Origin of the sequence: Streptomyces sp. Ru62 (genome assembly GCF_002920615.1) — a bacterium.
Lineage (GTDB): Bacteria > Actinomycetota > Actinomycetes > Streptomycetales > Streptomycetaceae > Streptomyces.
Genome location: NZ_PQSU01000050.1, coordinates 1 through 16,981, shown reverse-complemented (window position 1 = coordinate 16,981; position 16,981 = coordinate 1). Strand labels below are relative to the sequence as shown.

16 protein-coding genes and 1 pseudogene are annotated in these 16,981 nt (G+C 71.1%); 7 read left to right on the top strand and 10 right to left on the bottom strand.

Annotation, left to right across the window (positions count from 1 at the left end; translation table 11 throughout):
- Nucleotides 1–23 precede the first annotated feature (23 nt).
- Complete coding sequence (locus C3492_RS40455; protein ID WP_103817592.1) at nt 24–2,642, bottom strand: DUF6185 family protein; 2,619 nt, start codon at nt 2,640–2,642, stop codon at nt 24–26.
- Between the two features lie 178 nt (nt 2,643–2,820).
- Between C3492_RS40455 and C3492_RS40450 the strand changes: the two genes are divergently transcribed.
- Nucleotides 2,821–3,222 carry a hypothetical protein gene (locus C3492_RS40450; protein WP_103817591.1) on the top strand — a complete coding sequence of 134 codons (402 nt, stop codon included), beginning with the start codon at nt 2,821–2,823 and terminating at the stop codon, nt 3,220–3,222.
- A gap of 166 nt (nt 3,223–3,388) precedes the next feature.
- Here C3492_RS40450 and C3492_RS40445 read toward each other — a convergent pair whose 3' ends face one another.
- Genes C3492_RS40445 through C3492_RS40435 form a run of 3 tightly spaced genes read right to left on the bottom strand, consistent with a single transcriptional unit; the run spans nt 3,389 to nt 6,471 of the window.
- The gene (locus C3492_RS40445) at nt 3,389–4,522 is read right to left on the bottom strand and encodes an Mrp/NBP35 family ATP-binding protein (protein ID WP_103817590.1); all 1,134 of its coding nucleotides are present in this window, start codon (nt 4,520–4,522) and stop codon (nt 3,389–3,391) included.
- A gap of 43 nt (nt 4,523–4,565) precedes the next feature.
- A complete protein-coding gene (locus C3492_RS40440; protein WP_103817589.1) occupies nt 4,566–5,180 on the bottom strand; it encodes a DUF1003 domain-containing protein in 615 nt (204 codons plus the stop codon).
- Entirely contained in the window at nt 5,170–6,471 is a 1,302-nt protein-coding gene (locus C3492_RS40435) for a magnesium transporter MgtE N-terminal domain-containing protein (protein WP_030649749.1), read from the bottom strand. Before C3492_RS40435 ends, C3492_RS40440 begins: the two co-directional genes overlap by 11 nt.
- Before the next feature lie 238 nt (nt 6,472–6,709).
- Here C3492_RS40435 and C3492_RS40430 point away from each other — a divergent pair, with 238 nt between their 5' ends.
- Nucleotides 6,710–7,444, top strand: coding sequence for a hypothetical protein (locus C3492_RS40430; protein WP_103817588.1), 735 nt, complete (start codon nt 6,710–6,712; stop codon nt 7,442–7,444).
- A gap of 43 nt (nt 7,445–7,487) precedes the next feature.
- Here C3492_RS40430 and C3492_RS40425 read toward each other — a convergent pair whose 3' ends face one another.
- Nucleotides 7,488–8,003, bottom strand: a complete 516-nt coding sequence (locus tag C3492_RS40425; protein WP_103817587.1) for a hypothetical protein — start codon at nt 8,001–8,003, stop codon at nt 7,488–7,490.
- A 33-nt stretch (nt 8,004–8,036) separates the two neighbouring features.
- Nucleotides 8,037–9,161, bottom strand: coding sequence for a magnesium and cobalt transport protein CorA (locus tag C3492_RS40420; protein WP_103817586.1), 1,125 nt, complete (start codon nt 9,159–9,161; stop codon nt 8,037–8,039).
- A gap of 458 nt (nt 9,162–9,619) precedes the next feature.
- On the opposite strand from C3492_RS40420, the gene C3492_RS40415 reads away from it, so the two are divergent.
- Nucleotides 9,620–10,204: a suppressor of fused domain protein gene (locus C3492_RS40415; RefSeq protein WP_103817585.1), complete on the top strand. Its 585-nt coding sequence runs from the start codon at nt 9,620–9,622 to the stop codon at nt 10,202–10,204.
- Nucleotides 10,205–10,255: 51 nt separating this feature from the next.
- Here the strand turns inward: C3492_RS40415 and C3492_RS40410 are convergent, their stop codons facing one another.
- The gene (locus tag C3492_RS40410; protein WP_103817584.1) at nt 10,256–11,479 is read right to left on the bottom strand and encodes an MFS transporter; all 1,224 of its coding nucleotides are present in this window, start codon (nt 11,477–11,479) and stop codon (nt 10,256–10,258) included.
- Nucleotides 11,480–11,649: 170 nt separating this feature from the next.
- Between C3492_RS40410 and C3492_RS40405 the strand changes: the two genes are divergently transcribed.
- The 3 genes from C3492_RS40405 to C3492_RS40395 all read left to right on the top strand — a co-directional run bounded on the left by C3492_RS40405 (nt 11,650) and on the right by C3492_RS40395 (nt 14,059).
- The gene (locus tag C3492_RS40405) at nt 11,650–12,291 is read left to right on the top strand and encodes a DUF6758 family protein (RefSeq protein ID WP_041665487.1); all 642 of its coding nucleotides are present in this window, start codon (nt 11,650–11,652) and stop codon (nt 12,289–12,291) included.
- 185 nt (nt 12,292–12,476) lie between these two features.
- Nucleotides 12,477–13,334 (top strand): PHP domain-containing protein, encoded by an 858-nt coding sequence (locus C3492_RS40400; protein WP_103817583.1) that lies wholly within the window; start codon nt 12,477–12,479, stop codon nt 13,332–13,334.
- A gap of 119 nt (nt 13,335–13,453) precedes the next feature.
- Nucleotides 13,454–14,059 (top strand): MarC family protein, encoded by a 606-nt coding sequence (locus tag C3492_RS40395; RefSeq protein WP_103817582.1) that lies wholly within the window; start codon nt 13,454–13,456, stop codon nt 14,057–14,059.
- Between the two features lie 59 nt (nt 14,060–14,118).
- Here C3492_RS40395 and C3492_RS45010 read toward each other — a convergent pair whose 3' ends face one another.
- A complete protein-coding gene (locus C3492_RS45010) occupies nt 14,119–14,271 on the bottom strand; it encodes a hypothetical protein (protein ID WP_014674826.1) in 153 nt (50 codons plus the stop codon).
- Between the two features lie 218 nt (nt 14,272–14,489).
- Here C3492_RS45010 and C3492_RS40390 point away from each other — a divergent pair, with 218 nt between their 5' ends.
- The gene (locus C3492_RS40390; RefSeq protein WP_103817581.1) at nt 14,490–15,395 is read left to right on the top strand and encodes an NYN domain-containing protein; all 906 of its coding nucleotides are present in this window, start codon (nt 14,490–14,492) and stop codon (nt 15,393–15,395) included.
- Nucleotides 15,396–15,409: 14 nt separating this feature from the next.
- Here C3492_RS40390 and C3492_RS40385 read toward each other — a convergent pair whose 3' ends face one another.
- Nucleotides 15,410–16,294, bottom strand: coding sequence for an alpha/beta fold hydrolase (locus C3492_RS40385; protein WP_103817580.1), 885 nt, complete (start codon nt 16,292–16,294; stop codon nt 15,410–15,412).
- 211 nt (nt 16,295–16,505) lie between these two features.
- Nucleotides 16,506–16,981: pseudogene (locus C3492_RS40380) on the bottom strand (ATP-dependent helicase); the annotation flags it as partial.

The following is a 16,981-nucleotide window of genomic DNA, read 5'->3' as shown; positions in this document are numbered from 1 at the left end:
GCCGCCCGGGCCGGGCCGTCCGTTCAGTGGGTCAGGCTCTTGAAGATCGTCACGACGGCCACGAGCTGGGCCAGGATCCAGGTGACCCCTACGGACAAGCCGCGCAGCTGGTGGATGGACAGCAGCAGGGCGAAACCGCTGGGCCAGTACTTCCGTTCCCTCCGGAACGTCGCCAGGTCCATCCAGATGCTGGTGAGGGTCAGGATGACGAGGAGGAGCGCGGCGTACAGGAGGAGCTGGCGAGGGTCCGTGTCCATGATGTGGATGAGCGCGGCGGCCAGCACCGCGGGGAAGCCGTAGGCAGCGGTGAGGAGCCAGGCGCGGGCCTGGCTCCGGCGTCCGGGCAGCAGACGCCACAGCGCCCCCAGCGTGAAGCCGGCGATCGTCCACCCGAGCTGGTAGAGGACCAGGTCCGCGGCGAACTCCGGAAGGCCGATGGGGGAGTACAGGGCTTGCTGTCGCCCGTACGGATCCTGTGCCTCGTAGTAGACGAGCAGCGCGGTGGCCGGCGTCCCGAACCAGAACGCCAGACGCGCCGCGCGAACCGCGTTGGACCACCAGTGTCCCTCCGGCCCCCAGGCCAGGGCGATGTCCAGCACCGAGATCTGCTCCGGTGGGTCGGCTCCTTCGTACGCGGTGACCACCCACTGGTGGAGCCCGCCCAGCTTCTCCTCCAACTGCTCGCCGGTCACTCCGGCGGAGCGGCCCTGATCCAGCAAGTGCATCTGATGGTTCGCGGTCCGGTACTGGCGGGCCTTCTCCAGCAGTTCGCTCCTGTCCTGCTCGCTGGCCAGGCGCACCCGGCAGAACTGCTCCCCCATCCGGCTCAACACGGACCACCGACGCCCCAGGGCGAGAAGGGCGTACAGGGCGAGGATGTTCAGCCCGAGCCAGACGCCGTACAGTGCGCCGGCGCCCGCGAACCGCGCGGCCCGGACGCCGACGAAGAAGGCGAACAGGGAGAACGTCAGCAGCAGATCCGGCTTGCTCGGCCCCAGGGCGAACCGCTCGTGTCCGGGGCGGCCATGTGCCCGGGGCGGCCCGCTGCGAAAGCGCAGCAGGGCCAGCAGGGCGACTCCGGTCAGCACCCAGCTGTAGGCGAAGAGCCATCTCAGGTCGGTGTAGAAGAAGTTCGAGAACATGTGGCTCAGTGACGCGTCGTGAGCGGAAGGGTCCGGTTGCCCGACGAGCCAGTTGACGCGCTCCCACCGTCGTTCGCTCACCCACCAGGCGCATGCGAGCAGTGCCACGGCGACGGCGGCCAGCAGGCTTCCGACGACGGCCACGCACCGGGCCGGGTCATCGTCCCACCGGCTGGTCCAGCGCCCGGGGAACAGTCCTCCCTCGCGCACGAAGCGCCAGGCCCAGGCGGCCATCGCGGCCAGCCACAACCACACGGTCACCAGCCCCAGCAGGACGAGCCCGGTGCGGCCGAAGTCGGTCGTCGTCTTCGCTCCCAGGCCCGCGGGGAGCCCGAAGACATCGTGCGCCAGGATCACCAGCAGGCCGACGGCCGCCACCGCACACGTGGTCGCCATGACGGCGAGTGCCTGACGACGCCGGATCTCCGCTGGCCGGGCCGGCTCGTCCGGGCCGGCGCCCGCCGAGGGCCGTGACGCGCCCACGCTCCACGGGCGGGCGGCGAAGACCAGGGCCACGCCCGCGGGGATGCACAGAAGGGCGTGCGACCGAGGGGAGAACCTGCCCTGCGGGACGAACAGCAGCAGTGCCAGAGCGACCCCCGCGCTCAGCCCGGCCCACTCCAGCAGCGTGCGCGTGAAGCTGACGTCCTGTCCGGCGTCGGTGTCCGAGGCGTCCGCCGTGGACCGCTGGGTCCCCTCCCCCTCCGCCGGTCGCCGTGCCGCTCCGCCCCCGGCGGCTGCCTCGGCGGGCTCGGTACGGAGTGCGGCCACGGCGATCAGGACCGAGGCGCACACCCACCACGAGGCGATGCCCGCGGTGGCCCAGAGCGACTGGCCGAGCTTCACCGGCAGCCAGCGCTGCCAGGGCGGATCGACCTCCACCTGTACCTCTTCGGGCAGCTTGTTCTTCCACACCAGGCGGTCCTCGGTGGAAGACGAGGCATGCTCCACGAGGTCGTTGAAACTGAGGCCGCCCAGATCGACCTCGATCTGCTTCCACCGGATGGTCTGGAGCGTCGGCGGCCACAGGTAGATCATCCATGTCCTGCCCGTGGGGATGACCTCCCACGGACCCACGAGGACGGGGTTTTCCGAGGTGATCCAGTCGTAGGCGACGTAGTGCACCGTGACCGAAGCGTCGGTGGCGGTCACGACGGGGTCGTGGGGGCGCCATTCGCTCCGTTCCCCCGGGGCCTCGTCCCCGAGCAGCAGGCATCGCATCGCATGGCGGTACTGCGGGGAGTTCTCACCGAACGTCAGATGCCTGGCGTGCGGCCACTGTCTGGGCACCCGCACCGTCATGTCGGAAGTGAGCCGGGGAGTCGAGCGCTTGTGCTGCTCCAGCCGCAGGGCGGCGCTGACGGTGCTTCCCCTGAGGCCGTCCGACAGGCAGTCAGTTCCGGCGTCCCGCTGCCGTGCCTGTGCCGTGCCGCACCCTCCCGCCCATGCCACCAGCACCAGGAGTGGCAGCAGCAGCCGCCACCACCGAGTCATCGCCATAGGGTCGACACCTCTCCATGTCCCCGGCGAATGTAGACAAAGCGGTGTGTATGTCATGCTCAGACACACGGCGGCTCGCTGACACGCACCTGCTTGGGCGTGCCAGGGGCATTTGCGGGGTCGGGTTCGGCGTCCGACAATGGAAGCCGGTGACCGTCAGTCGATTGACGGAGGACCCATGACCGACACCGAAACGGGCGTCCCGCGCAATCCGCTTCCCCGATTCGAGGAAGCCGAAGGACTGGGGCCCGAGGACGCCGAGTTCGTCGAGGATCTAGTGGCGGTGCTGGCCAAGCACGGGAATCTGGACCGGTTCGGCCTCTGCCTGTTGCACGACCACTTCCCGCTCCGCGCCGGCGAAGTGCTGGTGGAGACGAACGACCCCGTGGCCCGCACCCTGCACGCCCATGTCGAGAAGGCGGACAGGACGCAGCACGCCAAAGCGTCGCAGTGGCGGTTCGTGCCGCATGACGGCCGAGAGCCGGGCGCCGGGTCCGCGGGCGGCTCCTGTCAGGAGATCATGCTCTGCACCACGCTCGATCTCTGCCCCGGGCGCACGGACGACCGCGACGGCCGTTGAGCGCGCCGGTGCGACGCAGGGGTGCCGTCCCGACCGCGCCGTTACGCCACAGGGGCGCCGTCCCGAGCGCTCCGGGTACGACGAAGGGGCGCCGTCCGTGAAGACGACGCCCCTTCGCCGTGGCAGATCTGGAATCAGATCCACCGTGGCAGACCCGGAAGCAGACCTAGAACTTGTTCTTCGGCGTGATCCCCAGCGACAGTCCCGCCAGCCCCCGCTGCCGACCGCCCAGCTTGCCGGCGATCGCGCGCAGCGCGGAGCCCGCCGGGGAGTCCGGGTCGGTCAGGACGACCGGCTTGCCCTCGTCGCCGCCCTCGCGCAGGCGGACGTCGATCGGGATGTTGCCGAGGACGGGAACGGACGTGCCCGTGGTGCGGGTGAGGCCGTCGGCGACCAGCTGGCCGCCGCCCGTGCCGAAGACGTCGACCATCTCGCCGCAGTGCGGGCAGGGCAGGCCGGACATGTTCTCGACCACGCCGACGATCTTCTGGTGGGTCTGTACGGCGATGGAGCCGGCCCGCTCGGCCACCTCGGCCGCCGCCTGCTGCGGGGTCGTCACCACCAGGATCTCGGCGTTCGGGACCAGCTGCGCGACGGAGATCGCGATGTCACCGGTGCCGGGCGGGAGGTCCAGCAGCAGGACGTCCAGGTCGCCCCAGTAGACGTCCGCCAGGAACTGCTGGAGGGCGCGGTGCAGCATCGGGCCGCGCCAGACGACCGGGGCGTTGCCCGGGGTGAACATGCCGATGGAGATGACCTTCACGCCGTTCGCGGACGGCGGCATGATCATGTTCTCGACCTGGGTGGGCCGGCCGTCGGCGCCCAGCATGCGCGGCACGCTGTGGCCGTAGATGTCCGCATCCACGACGCCGACCTTGAGGCCGTCGGCCGCCATCGACGCGGCCAGGTTCACCGTCACCGAGGACTTGCCGACGCCGCCCTTGCCGGACGCGACCGCGTAGACCCGGGTGAGGCTGCCCGGCTTGGCGAAGGGGACCTCGCGCTCGGCCTGGCCGCCGCGCAGGGCCGCCGCCAGCTCCTTGCGCTGCTCGTCGCTCATCACGTCCAGGGTGACGTCGACCCGCGTGACGCCCTCGACCCGGGAGACCGCCTCGGTGACGCGCTGCGTGATGGTGTCGCGCATCGGGCAGCCGGACACCGTCAGGTACACGGTGACCGCGACCGCTCCGTCCGCGCCGATCTCCACCGATTTGACCATCCCGAGTTCGGTGATCGGGCGGTTGATCTCGGGGTCGTTCACCGTCGCCAGTGCCTCGCGCACCGCGTCTTCCGTAGCCATAAGGACGATGGTACGGCGCGCCGAGGGGCGTCCGGGATGCCCCTCAGCGGTCGTCTGTGTCACGTCCAGGCGGTCGTTCCGTCCGTTCCGCCGGGAATACGACGTGACCTGGGTGCCCGTCGTGGCGGCGGCGCTCCTCCAGCTCCTTGACCAGGTCCTGGAGCTCCGAGCGGATCCAGTCGCGGGTGGCCACCTCGCCCAGGCCCGTGCGCAGGGCGGCGACCTCCCGGGTCAGGTACTCGGTGTCGGCGATGGACCGCTCGTTCTGCTTGCGGTCCTGCTCCAGGTTGACCCGGTCGCGGTCGTCCTGCCTGTTCTGCGCGAGCAGGATCAGCGGGGCCGCGTAGGACGCCTGGAGGGACAGCATCAGGGTGAGGAAGATGAACGGGTACTCGTCGAAGCGCAGATGGCGGGGTGCGGCGACGTTCCACACCACCCACACGATGATGACGACCGTCATCCAGACGATGAAGCGCCCGGTGCCCAGGAAGCGGGCGATCTTCTCCGACAGCCGGCCGAAGGCCTCCGGGTCCCACTCGGGCAGGATCCGGCGGCGTGGCGAGCGCGGCTGGTCCAGCCGGGCGGCCCGGGGCCGGCCGGCGGCCGTGGCGCCCGTCGGATGACGCTCGCGGGTCGCGGTCTCGCGTTCAGGAGCCATGCGTGGCCGCCCCCTCTCCTTGATCGAGCCCCTCTTCGAGGTGGAACTCCGTCTCCCGCCAGTCCTCGGGCAGCATGTGGTCCAGCACGTCGTCCACGGTCACCGCGCCGAGCAGCGACCCGGACTCGTCCACCACGGGCGCCGCCACCATGTCGTACGTCGCGAAGAACCCGGCGATGACGTGCAGGCCGGCGTCCGGGGACAGCGCCTGGAGATCGTCGTCCACGAGCGAGCTGACCAGCGTGTACGGCGGGTCGCGCAGCAGCCGCTGGAAGTGGACGGTGCCCAGGTACTTGCCGGTGGGGGTCTCGTCGGGCGGGCGGCAGACGTAGACCTGGGCGGCGAGGGCGGGGGACAGGTCCGGGTTGCGGACCCGGGCGAGCGCGTCGGCGACGGTGGCGTCGGGCCGCAGCACGATCGGCTCCGTCGTCATCAGACCGCCGGCCGTGTGCTCCTCGTACGACATCAGGCGGCGCATGTCGGCCGCGTCGGCGGGCTGCATCAGGCTCAGCAGCCGCTCCTTGTCCGCCTCGGGCAGTTCGGCGAGCAGGTCGGCCGCGTCGTCCGGGTCCATCGCCTCCAGCACGTCCGCCGCGCGCTCCTCCTTCAGCTTGCCGAGGATCTCGATCTGGTCGTCCTCCGGCAGCTCCTCCAGCACGTCGGCGAGCCGGTCGTCGTCCAGGGCGGCGGCGACCTCGGCCCGCCGTTTCGGGGAGAGGTGGTGCAGGACGTTGGCGAGGTCGGCGGGGCGCAGCTGCTCGAAGGTGGCGAGCAGGCTCTCGGCGCCCTGTCCGTGCTCCTCCAGGGAGAACCCGGTGACGGCCGACCACTCGGCGGTCAGCGTCTCCCCCCTGGCCCGCCGGAAGGCGCCGCCCTTCCTGCCCTTGCGCAGGAAGACGCGGTCGACCTCCCAGTCCCGGCGGGCGGGCAGCTGCTGCACGGACACGTCGAGGACGGTGACCTCCTCGCCGGTCTCCACCAGCGTCACGCGCCGGTCCAGCAGCTCGCCGAAGACCAGCCGCTCGGTGGGCCGCTGCTCGAACCGGCGGACGTTGACCACGCCGGTGGTGATGACCTGGCCGGACTCGATGCCGGTGACCCGGGTCATGGGCAGGAAGATACGGCGCCGGGTGGACAGCTCGACGACCAGCCCGAGGACGCGCGGGGGCCGTCGCCCGACGCGCAGCATGACGACCAGGTCGCGGACGCGACCCACCTGGTCGCCGGTCGGATCGAAGACGGGAACCCCGGCGAGGTGCGAGACGAAGATCCGGGGGGCGCCGGCTGCCATGGCTCTGCTTCCTTTGCCTGGGAGTCGCTGGGAATCTGCCTGGGAGTCGCTGAGGACTGCTGTGGGTGGAATTTGCTCGGATTTGCCCGCGCGGGTGCGCTTCAGGCTAGCCCGTACCGCTCGGATACGCCCTGGTGGGGGGTCCGGACGGACTGGCTCCGCCGGGCGGGCGGGGCACCGGTACGCTGCGGTACGCCGCTCAGGAACCGTCAGGAAGGCGATCCCACCTGTGACTGCGATGCCCCGGGGCCGTACCCGCCGGACCGCGCTGCTGACCGCGACCTGCGCACTGGCCGTGACGGGAGCGATGGTGCTGTCGGGGTGCGGCGGCGACGACCCGGACGCGGGTACCAACGGGGTGGGCAAGCTGCCCGCCGACAGGATCCAGGCGAAGACGCGGGCGGCGGCACAGGCGGCGTCGGCCGTCCGGCTGGCCGGGACCGTGGTCACCAGTGGCCGTACGTACCGGCTGGACATGCAGCTCAAGGACGCCGGCGGCACCGGGTCGGTGACCTCGCAGGGGGCGACCTTCAAACTGCTGCGGATCGGCAAGGAGCTGTACCTCAAGGCCGACGCGGACTTCTGGAACCACGCCGACGGCAGCGACGGCGCCGCGGGCAAGCTCGACGGCAAGTACGTGAAGGTGCCGCAGGGGGATCCCTCGTACAAGAAGTTCAGCGGTTTCACGGACAAGGACGTCCTCCTCGACGGTCTCCTCACGCTGCACGGCACGCTGGCGACGGACGGCCACCACACCGACGGGGCGGGTACCCGCACGATCCGCATCACCGGCGACAAGGGCGCCGGCGGCACGCTGGACGTGTCCCTCCAGGGCACGCCCTATCCCCTGCGGCTGGTCCGCGCCGGCGACGCGGGGACGCTCCGCTTCTCCGACTGGGGCAAGGACTTCTCCGTCGAGGAACCGGCCAGGTCGGAGACGGTCGACTACGGCAGACAGCTGCCGACGTCGTAGGGGAGTGGCGGGGGCGTAGGACGGTTGCCGAGAGGGCGGCCGGTCACTTGCCCTTCCGGCGTCGGAGCAACAGCTTCGGCAGGCCCGCCGGTGCCGGTCTGCGGGTGGTCGCCGGTGTCGTGACCGGGCGCTGCGCCAGGTTTCCGTCCGGCAGCGGGGCCACCGACCCGGTCGGTGCCAGGCGGAGCACCCGGCACTCACGGGCCCAGCGGGCCGGCATCCGCTCGCCGTCGGGGGCGTTCAGCCGCTTGCCCTTCAGCTCGGCGACGGCCGCCTCCCACTCCGGCGAGCCGGACGCCAGCTCGGACACGGCCGCCGTGAACGTCACCAGCCGGCCGCCCTTGTCCTTGCTGCGCACGCTCACCTCGGCGGAGCCCCCGTCGGCCAGCCCCTCCAGCGGCTGCTCACCGGGACCGTCACCGACCACGCACACCGCGCCCTCGTGCCACACGTGCCACAGCGCACGCGCGGCCGGGGCCCCGGCGCCCCTGACCCAGATCAGGCCGGACTTCTTCGCGGCCTCCTCGATGAGGGCCCGGTCGAGCAGCTCGCTTGTCATGCGCCCCAGCCTAACCAGGCCGTACCGGCCCGCTCACAGCCAGCCGTTGCGCTTCAGCGTGCGGTGGATGCCCAGACACAGCGCGGCCGTGATGCCCATGATCACCGGGTAGCCGTACTTCCAGTGCAGCTCGGGCATGTACTGGAAGTTCATGCCGTACACCCCGCACACCATCGTCGGTACGGCGATGATGGCCGCCCACGCGGTGATCTTGCGCATGTCCTCGTTCTGCGCGACGGAGGCCTGCGCGAGGTTGGCCTGGAGGATGGAGTTGAGCAGTTCGTCGAAGCCCAGCACCTGCTCCTGGACCCGGGCGAGGTGGTCGGCGACGTCCCGGAAGTACTTCTGGATGTCCGGGTCGATCAGCCGCATCGGCCGCTCGCTCAGCAGCTGCATCGGCCGCAGCAGCGGCGCCACCGCCCGCTTGAACTCCAGCACCTCGCGCTTGAGTTGGTAGATCCGCGCGGAGTCCACACCGCGCGAGACCCCGCCCCGGCGGCCGGGCGAGAAGACCTCGGTCTCCACCTCGTCGATGTCGTCCTGGACGGCGTCGGCGACCGCGATGTAGCCGTCCACGACGTGGTCGGCGATGGCGTGCAGCACGGCCGAGGGGCCCTTGGCGAGCAGCTCCGGGTCGTCCTGGAGACGGTGCCGCAGGGCGCGCAGCGAACCCTGGCCGCCGTGCCGGACGGTGATGAAGAAGTCCCGGCCGGTGAAGCACATCACCTCGCCGGTCTCCACGACCTCGCTGTTGGCGGTGAGCCGGTCGTGCTCGACGTAGTGGATGGTCTTGAAGACGGTGAACAGCGAGTCGTCGTACCGCTCCAGCTTCGGCCGCTGGTGGGCCTGCACCGCGTCCTCGACGGCCAGCGGGTGCAGTCCGAACTCGCTCGCGATACCGGCGAATTCGCCCTCCGTCGGCTCGTGCAGCCCGATCCAGACGAAGCCGCCGTCGCGGCGCACCAGCCGCATCGCCTCCTGCGGGCTGAGCGGCCCCGGGCTCTGCACGCGGGCGCCGTCGCGGTAGACGGCGCAGTCGACGACGGCCGAGGGCGTGCCGGGAGCGCGCGTGGCGTCGTACGACGTGCTCGTGTCCTTGCGCAGCGAGACACGGGACGACGGGCGGACCACGGCGCGCAGGTCGCGGATCATCGACATGGGCAGGCTCCTTCGCGGGCGGGCAGCGAGGGCACGCGGCGACGGGTGGAACTACCCGGAATGGGGACGTCCTGAGTGCGTGTGTTTAGCACGTCCGCAAAGCGGGGAGCACCGCACCGTCACGGTGGCGACTTCGCTGCTGACGCAGAACTGATTCAGGTCAGACAGATCAGGCAAAGCGAAACGAAGTGCTCTTCCGAACGACGGAGCGCAGAGGAAGGCGGCGGCCAGCCGGTAACTACATCAGCAGCCGGAAGAGCGAGTGGTACTGCACGGTCGACTTCGATCCATGACAGCCCCACCTCCTCCGGCCGGTCCCTCGTAAGGGAGTCCCATCGGCGTCGGGACCCGATGGCACGCTTCGGCGTGCTGGCCCCGAACCACCGGCTCAGAGTACCAGCCGCCCGTACTGTCAAGGCGCCGCTTTGCCCGCTGCTGACGAGTTCTATGCTCAGCGCATGGCTGATGTTCTTCCTCTGGTCGAGGCCCGGTTGACCACCGCGCTGGGCGAGCCGGACGCCCGCGCCGCGGTCACCTTCCTCGGTACGGACCGCATCGAGGTGCTCCGCTTCCAGGAGGGGGACGTCGTCCGGTACGCCACCCTCGGCATGTCCCAGCACCCCATGACGGACCCCTCGGCGATGCTCGCCGACCCGGTCAAGGGCCCCCGCGCCGAACTGGTCCTGTCGGTCCGCGCGGGCCTCGCCGACACCGACAAGGTGCTCCGCCCGCTCGCCGTGCTGGCCGCGACTCCGCAGGTCGAGGGCCTGGTGGTGACCCCGGGCGCCTCGCTGGACGTGGGCGAGCCGCTGTGGCCCGGCGCCCCCTTCACCTCCGTGCTGGTGGGCGAGCCCGGCGGGCTGGTGGAGGACCTGGAGCTGGACGCCCCGATGGACCCGGTGCGGTTCCTGCCGCTGCTGCCGATGACCCCGAACGAGGCCGCCTGGAAGCGGGTGCACGGCGCCCAGGCCCTTCAGGAGCGCTGGCTCGGACACGGGACGGACCTGAGGGACCCCGCCCGCAGATCCGTCCCGCTGGACTGACACGGCACCGGCCGCACGTGACCGATCTCACCAACACAAGGCCGGATCCGGTCAGTTGGCGAAGACGCCGACACCGTCCTCGGTGGCGTGCCCCGGCTCCAGCTCCTCGGCCTCGTGGGTGAGGGCCTTGCGCCGTACGACGACCACGAGCGCGCCCAGCACCGCCGTGACGGCCGCGACCACGAAGGGGACGTGGATGTCGGTCCACTCCTCGATCTTGGGCGCGAAGTAGGGCGCCGCCGCGGCGGCGAACCAGCGGACGAAGTTGTAGCCCGCGCTCGCCACCGGGCGCGGGGCGTCCGACACGCCGAGGGCCAGCTCGGTGTACACGGTGTTGTTCACGCCGATGAAGGCACCGGACAGGATCGTGCACACGACGGCCGTGGTGTGGTTGCCGTAGCCGAGCACGAGCACGTCCGCCGCGAGCAGCACCAGCGAGCCGCCGAGCACCTTCAGCGAGCCGAACCGGGCCTGCAGGCGCGGGGCGACGATCACCGAGAAGACGGCGAGCAGCACACCCCAGGCGAAGAAGACCGCGCCCGAGCGGTACGGCGTCATGTTCAGCACGAACGGCGTGAAGGCCAGCACGGTGAAGAACGTGTAGTTGTAGAAGAACGCCGAGACCGCCGCCGAGGCCAGGCCGCCGTGGGCGAGCGCCTTGAGCGGGTCCAGGACCGAGGTCTTCCGCGCCGGCTTCGGCTGCTCCTTCAGGAACGCCGTGATGCACAGGAATCCGATCGCCATCAGCGTGGCCGTGCCGAAGAAGGGGTAGCGCCAGCTCACGTTGCCGAGGACCGCGCCGAGCAGCGGGCCGCAGGCCATGCCGAGGCCGAGCGCGGACTCGTAGAGCAGGATCGCCGCCGCGCTGCCCCCGGCCGCCGCGCCGACGATCACCGCGAGGGCGGTGGAGACGAAGAGCGCGTTGCCGAGCCCCCAGCCGGCCCGGAACCCGACGAGCTGGCCGACCGAGCCGGAGGTGCCGGCCAGGCCCGCGAAGACGACCACGAAGGCGAGACCGAGCAGCAGGGTCCTGCGGCCGCCGATGCGGCTGGAGACGAAGCCGGTCAGCAGCATCGCGACGGCGGTGATCAGGAAGTACGAGGTGAAGAGCAGGGACACCTGACTGGGGGTGGCGTGCAGGCCCTGCGCGATCGACGGCAGGATCGGGTCGACGAGGCCGATGCCCATGAAGGCGACGACGGAGGCGCCGGCCGTGGCCCAGACCGCCTTGGGCTGTCGCAGGAGGCCACCGGCTCCCGCGTCGAAGGGGTCCATGTGCTTCTCCCGTCCTCATGCAGATAGTTGGGTTATGCACATAGTAAGTTAGGTCTGCTAATTAATGCAAGATGCATCTATCGCTCCGGACGGGGCATCGGGGCGGCTCTTCGGTCCGGACGGGTGATCGTCCTTGACGTGGGCGGGCAGGGGTAGGACCGTGGAGCCCTATGAGGGGCGAACCCAGTTGCCCGAGGTGTGGTGGCCGGGTCAGGGCTCCCGGACTCTTCGCCGATGCGTGGCAGTGCGACGTGCACGGCACGGTGTATCCGCTGCAGCCCGTGATCCCGCCCAGCGTCGAGGCGCTCAACGTCGTGGTCCACCGCACGCAGGTGCCGGTGTGGATGCCGTGGCCGCTGCCGGTCGGCTGGCTGTTCACGGGCGTGGCGTACGCCGGCGACGACCGCAGCGGCGGCCGGGCGACCGCGGTGGCCTGCTCCGGCCCCGGACCGCTCGGCGGGCCGGGCGAGCTGATCCTGATCGCCGAGGAGCTGGGCGTCGGCCTCGGCGCGCACTACGCCGGCATCGACGGCCCGGACCCGGGGTCGTACATGAACGTGGAGAAGCCGCCGGAGGCCAAGGTGCTCGCCGCGGGCCGCCCCACCCCGCTCTGGCACGTCTACCGCACCCCGGACGACCGCGCCGTCTTCGCCGGCGAGGCGCTCGGGATGTGGCTGTGGGCGGTGATGTGGCCCGAGCAGTCCGGTCTGCTGATGTACGACGAGCTGGTGCTGACCGACCTGCGGGAGGCGGGGGCGGAGCTGGATCTGGTGCCCTGCGGAGCGTTGTCGCCGCGCTTGCTTCGGCCGTAGCGCCCATGGGGGTGCCGGGTCCTGTGCGTTCGCGGCTGCGGGTGCGTGGTGGCTTGTCGCGCGGTTCCCCGCGCCCCTAGGGGTTGCAGTAGGGGGCGCTCACCGGGTGCGGGTGTGACAGTGGGGGTCGGAAACACCGCTATCCTTAGGTGTCCCCTTGCCTCCGTCCGTGTCCTGGAGTTGTCGTGCGTATTGATCTGCACTGTCACTCCACGGCTTCCGACGGTACGGACAGCCCGGCCGAGCTGGTGCGGAACGCTGCCGCCGCCGGCCTGGACGTCGTCGCGCTGACCGATCACGACACCACGCGGGGGTACGGCGAGGCGATCGGCGCACTGCCCGAGGGGCTGACCCTGGTCACCGGGGCCGAGCTGTCCTGCCGGGTCGACGGGGTCTCGATGCACCTGCTGGCCTACCTGTTCGACCCCGAGGAGCCCGCTCTGCTCGCCGAGCGCGAGCTGGTCCGGGACGACCGGGTGCCGCGGGCCAAGGGGATGGTCGCCAAGCTGAACGCGCTGGGCGTGCCGGTCACCTGGGAGCAGGTCGAGCGGATCGCCGCCGGAGGTTCGGTGGGGCGCCCGCATGTCGCCTCGGCGCTGGTCGAGCTGGGTGTCGTGCCGACCGTGAGTGACGCGTTCACCGAGGAGTGGCTGGCCGACGGCGGGCGGGCCTTCGTGGAGAAGCACGAGACCGACCCCTTCGAGGCGATCCGGCTGGTCAAGGCCGCGGGCGGGGTCTGCGTGTTCGCGCACCCGGCCGCCGCCAAGCGCGGCCGCACCGTGCCCGAGTTCCGGATCGCGGAGATGGCCGAGGCCGGTCTGGACGGCGTCGAGGTCGACCACATGGACCACGACGCCGATGCCCGGGACCGCCTGCGGGGCCTGGCGAAGGAGCTGGGACTGCTGGTCACCGGCTCCTCGGACTACCACGGCAGCCGCAAGACCGTGGCGCTGGGCGCCTTCACGACCGACCCCGAGGTGTACGGGGAGATCACCCGGCGGGCGACGGGCGCGTTCCCGGTGCCGGGGACCGGCGGAGCCTGAGGCCCCCTGGGGCCGACCCGCCGTACCGCTTCACACCCGCGGTCCGTACTGCCTCATGCCCGCGGTCCGGACCGCCTCACGCCCGTAGTTCCTCTTCCCGCAAGGCCCGTACTTCCCCCATGTTCGACATCGCCGTCTTCGGCTCTCTGTTCCTGACCCTCTTCGTCATCATGGATCCCCCCGGGATCACCCCGATCTTCCTCGCCCTGACCGCCGGGCGGCCGGCCAAGGTGCAGCGGCGGATGGCCTTCCAGGCCGTCTGCGTGGCGGGCGGGGTCATCGCCGTCTTCGGCGTCCTGGGCCACCAGATCCTGAACTACCTGCATGTGTCCGTGCCCGCCCTGATGATCGCGGGCGGGCTGCTGCTCCTGCTGATCGCGCTGGATCTGCTGACGGGCAAGACCGACGAACCGAAGCAGACCAAGGACGTGAACGTGGCGCTCGTGCCGCTGGGCATGCCGCTGCTGGCCGGGCCCGGTGCGATCGTGTCCGTGATCCTGGCCGTGCAGAAGGCCGACAGCGTGTCCGCGCAGCTCTCGGTGTGGTCCGCGATCCTCGCGATCCACGTGGTGCTGTGGCTGGTGATGCGCTACTCGCTGTTGATCATCCGGGTCATCAAGGACGGCGGTGTCGTCCTGGTGACGCGGCTCGCGGGCATGATGCTCTCCGCGATCGCCGTGCAGCAGATCATCAACGGGGTCACTCAGGTGATCCGGGGGAGCTGAGCCGTCGGCGGCTCGGCTCCCCCGGAAAGCTTGAGTGGCGGGGTGAGCCCGCGTGCGGGTTACGAGGCCGGGGTCTCGGCCGGGCGGATCCACAGGCGCTGCCCGATGGCGGCGGCCTGCTGAACGATCCGGTTGACGGAGGCGGCGTCCACGACGGTGCTGTCCACGGCGGTGCCGTCGACCTCGTCGAGTCGCATGATTTCGAAGCGCATGGCTTCTCCCTTCGTCTGGTCATCCTCCTGCGGAGAACTACTTGGTGTGACCTCTGGTGTATCCAGCGTCGTACGTAGTCAACGCGCCGCTTGTTACGAACATTCCCTACGCTAAAGAAATTTTTCGAACAACTAATTACCGACCGGTAAGTGACATCTCGGGGACTGGGCAAGGACCGACCGGGACCGGTTGTGTTCGCACTGTGACGACCAGGACAATGGAGGTGATGAACGACGACCTGGCCGCCCTCGGCGCCCGTATCGACCGCACGAACGAGCTGCTGGAACGCATGCTCGCCGAGGTGGCCAAGACACCCTCGACCCATGCGATCTTCGTCGACGCGGGTTACCTGTACGCGGCCGTCGGCCGGCTGGTCGCCGGGACCGAGGACCGCCGCGCCTTCGACCTGGACGCCGAGGGCCTGATCGACGCCCTCATCGACAAGGCGCGCAGCATCTTCGCGGACAGCCGGCTGCTGCGCGTCTACTGGTACGACGGCGCCCGGCGCCGCATCCACACCGCCGAGCAGCAGGTCATCGCCGAACTGCCCGACGTCAAGGTCCGCCTCGGCAACCTCAACGCCAACAACCAGCAGAAGGGCGTCGACTCGCTGATCCGGACCGACCTGGAATCACTGGCACGGCACCGCGCGATCAGCGACGCGGCCCTCCTCGGTGGCGACGAGGACCTGGTCTCGGCGGTCGAGGCGGCCCAGGGCTACGGCGCCCGCGTCCACCTCTGGGGCATCGAGGCGCCCGAAGGCCGCAACCAGGCCGAGCCGTTGCTCTGGGAGGTCGACAGCCAGCGCACCTTCGACCTGGAGTTCTTCAAGCCGTACGTCTCCCGGCGCACGGCCGCCGCGTTCGAGACCACCGGCGGAGCCCGCCCCAGCCGCGAGGACGTGCGCTTCGTCGGCGCCCAGATCGCGGCGCGCTGGCTCGCCTCCCGGGGCCGCGAAGCGATGGTCGAGCTGTTCCCCGGCCACCCCTATCTGCCCGGCTCCGTCGACCAGGACCTGCTCGTCGAGGCCGAGGAACTGCTCCAGTACTCCCTGCGCGGCCAGGCGGACCTGCGACGGGCGCTCAGGGACGGGTTCTGGGAACATCTGCAGTCCCAGTACTAGCCAGGCGTCAGCTCCTACCGCCGGGTGCCCGGGGCGTCGTCCCAGAAGTCGGCGAGCGCGCGGGCCGTCTCCAGCGGACGGTCGGTGTTGGGGGAGTGCTCGGCGCCCTCGACGACCGTCCGGCGCGCCTTCAGCCGCACCGCCATGTCGTCGAGCAGCGGCAGCGGCCAGGTGTCGTCCCGCGCACCCGACAGCACGTGGAACGGCAGCGGTACGGCCGCCAGTTCGGCGACGCGGTCCGGCTCGGTGCACAACTGGCGGCCCGTGGCGAGGAGTTGCGCGGGCTTCGTGCCCAGCCAGCGGCGCCGCAGGTCGTCCCGGTCGTCCAGGCCCGCGTCGAGCGCCGGCGTCTCCGTCTCCTCCGGCGGCTCCATCGCCTGGATCGTCTCCCAGACCTCCGCCATGCTCAGCACCGCGAGCGCGTCCCGGAGCAGCTTCACACGCTCCTGCTGGGGCGCCGAGATCTGCGCCGGCCCCGAGGACATCAGGGTGAACGACAGGAAGGGCGTGTGGTCGAGCAGTACGGCCGCGCGCGCGATCTGGCCGCCGAGGGAGTGCCCCAGCAGATGCACCGGGCCGCCGATCGCCTCCACCTGCGCGAGCACGTCCCGCGCCAACTCCTCCTGCGCGTAGGCGGACTCGTCCGTCGTCGGTCCGTCCGACTCGAACTGGCCCCGCCCGTCCACGGCGACGGTCCGGTATCCGCGCCGGGCGAGCGGTACGTGCAGGGGATTGAAGTCCTCCTTGCTGCCGGTGAACCCCGGCAGCAGCAGCGCGACACCCTTCGGCTCGACACCGACGGCCACGGGCGCGTCGACCACGGCGAATTCACCGCGCGCCGTCCGAAGGGCGTACGCGCGGGCGCCCGGGGGCGGGACGAAGGTGGGGGGCCGGCTCATGGGGAGAGGTTATCGGGAGTGGGCGGGGTCGGCCGATCGGGAGTGGGCGGGTGAGGGGTTGGACGGTCGCGCGGGGACGCAGGTCGTGGCGCGGGGCGGGATGGTGGCGCGGGGTGGCGCCAAGTACCTCTGAGGACGCCGATGGCCGGGTCCACTGTCGTGAACCCGGCCATCGGACCGGCACTTACGCTGCCGCACACGCGGCGCGCGGTCAGGCCTCGGGAGCCTCCACGGCCGCCGCGGTCTTGCGGGTCCGGCGCGGCTTGGGCGTCGTCTCGACGCTCTCACCGGCCGTCTCGGCAGCGGACGCCGCGGTCTTGCGGGTCCGGCGCCGCGGCTTGACCTCCGGCTCCTCGGTGGCCTGCGCCGGAATCTCCGGAACAACCGCCTCGGCGACGGCCTTACGGGTCCGTCGCGCCTTGGGAGCGGTGACCGCCTCCCCGTCGACCGCGTCCACGGCCGCGGTGGCCGTCTTCCGGGTGCGGCGGGGCTTGGCCTCGGCCTCGGGGGCTTCCGGCGCGGCCGCGGCGGTCTTGCGGGTGCGGCGGGGCTTGGCCTCGGTCGCTTCCGCGGTGTCCGCGGCGGCCTCTGCGGCAGCCGCGGTCTTGCGGGTCCGACGCGGCTTGGTCTCCGTGCCCTCGGCGGTGTCGACAGCGACCTCGGCGGCTGCGGTCTTGCGGGTCCGGC

Bases quoted from the DNA above. Each gene is read 5' to 3' on its own strand.
- C3492_RS40455 (WP_103817592.1), bottom strand. From the start codon at position 2,642: ATGGCGATGACTCGGTGGTGGCGGCTGCTGCTGCCACTCCTGGTGCTG.
- C3492_RS40450 (WP_103817591.1), top strand. From the start codon at position 2,821: ATGACCGACACCGAAACGGGCGTCCCGCGCAATCCGCTTCCCCGATTC.
- C3492_RS40445 (WP_103817590.1), bottom strand. From the start codon at position 4,522: ATGGCTACGGAAGACGCGGTGCGCGAGGCACTGGCGACGGTGAACGAC.
- C3492_RS40440 (WP_103817589.1), bottom strand. From the start codon at position 5,180: ATGGCTCCTGAACGCGAGACCGCGACCCGCGAGCGTCATCCGACGGGC.
- C3492_RS40435 (WP_030649749.1), bottom strand. From the start codon at position 6,471: ATGGCAGCCGGCGCCCCCCGGATCTTCGTCTCGCACCTCGCCGGGGTT.
- C3492_RS40430 (WP_103817588.1), top strand. From the start codon at position 6,710: ATGCCCCGGGGCCGTACCCGCCGGACCGCGCTGCTGACCGCGACCTGC.
- C3492_RS40425 (WP_103817587.1), bottom strand. From the start codon at position 8,003: ATGACAAGCGAGCTGCTCGACCGGGCCCTCATCGAGGAGGCCGCGAAG.
- C3492_RS40420 (WP_103817586.1), bottom strand. From the start codon at position 9,161: ATGTCGATGATCCGCGACCTGCGCGCCGTGGTCCGCCCGTCGTCCCGT.
- C3492_RS40415 (WP_103817585.1), top strand. From the start codon at position 9,620: ATGGCTGATGTTCTTCCTCTGGTCGAGGCCCGGTTGACCACCGCGCTG.
- C3492_RS40410 (WP_103817584.1), bottom strand. From the start codon at position 11,479: ATGGACCCCTTCGACGCGGGAGCCGGTGGCCTCCTGCGACAGCCCAAG.
- C3492_RS40405 (WP_041665487.1), top strand. From the start codon at position 11,650: ATGAGGGGCGAACCCAGTTGCCCGAGGTGTGGTGGCCGGGTCAGGGCT.
- C3492_RS40395 (WP_103817582.1), top strand. From the start codon at position 13,454: ATGTTCGACATCGCCGTCTTCGGCTCTCTGTTCCTGACCCTCTTCGTC.
- C3492_RS45010 (WP_014674826.1), bottom strand. From the start codon at position 14,271: ATGCGCTTCGAAATCATGCGACTCGACGAGGTCGACGGCACCGCCGTG.
- C3492_RS40390 (WP_103817581.1), top strand. From the start codon at position 14,490: ATGGAGGTGATGAACGACGACCTGGCCGCCCTCGGCGCCCGTATCGAC.
- C3492_RS40385 (WP_103817580.1), bottom strand. From the start codon at position 16,294: ATGAGCCGGCCCCCCACCTTCGTCCCGCCCCCGGGCGCCCGCGCGTAC.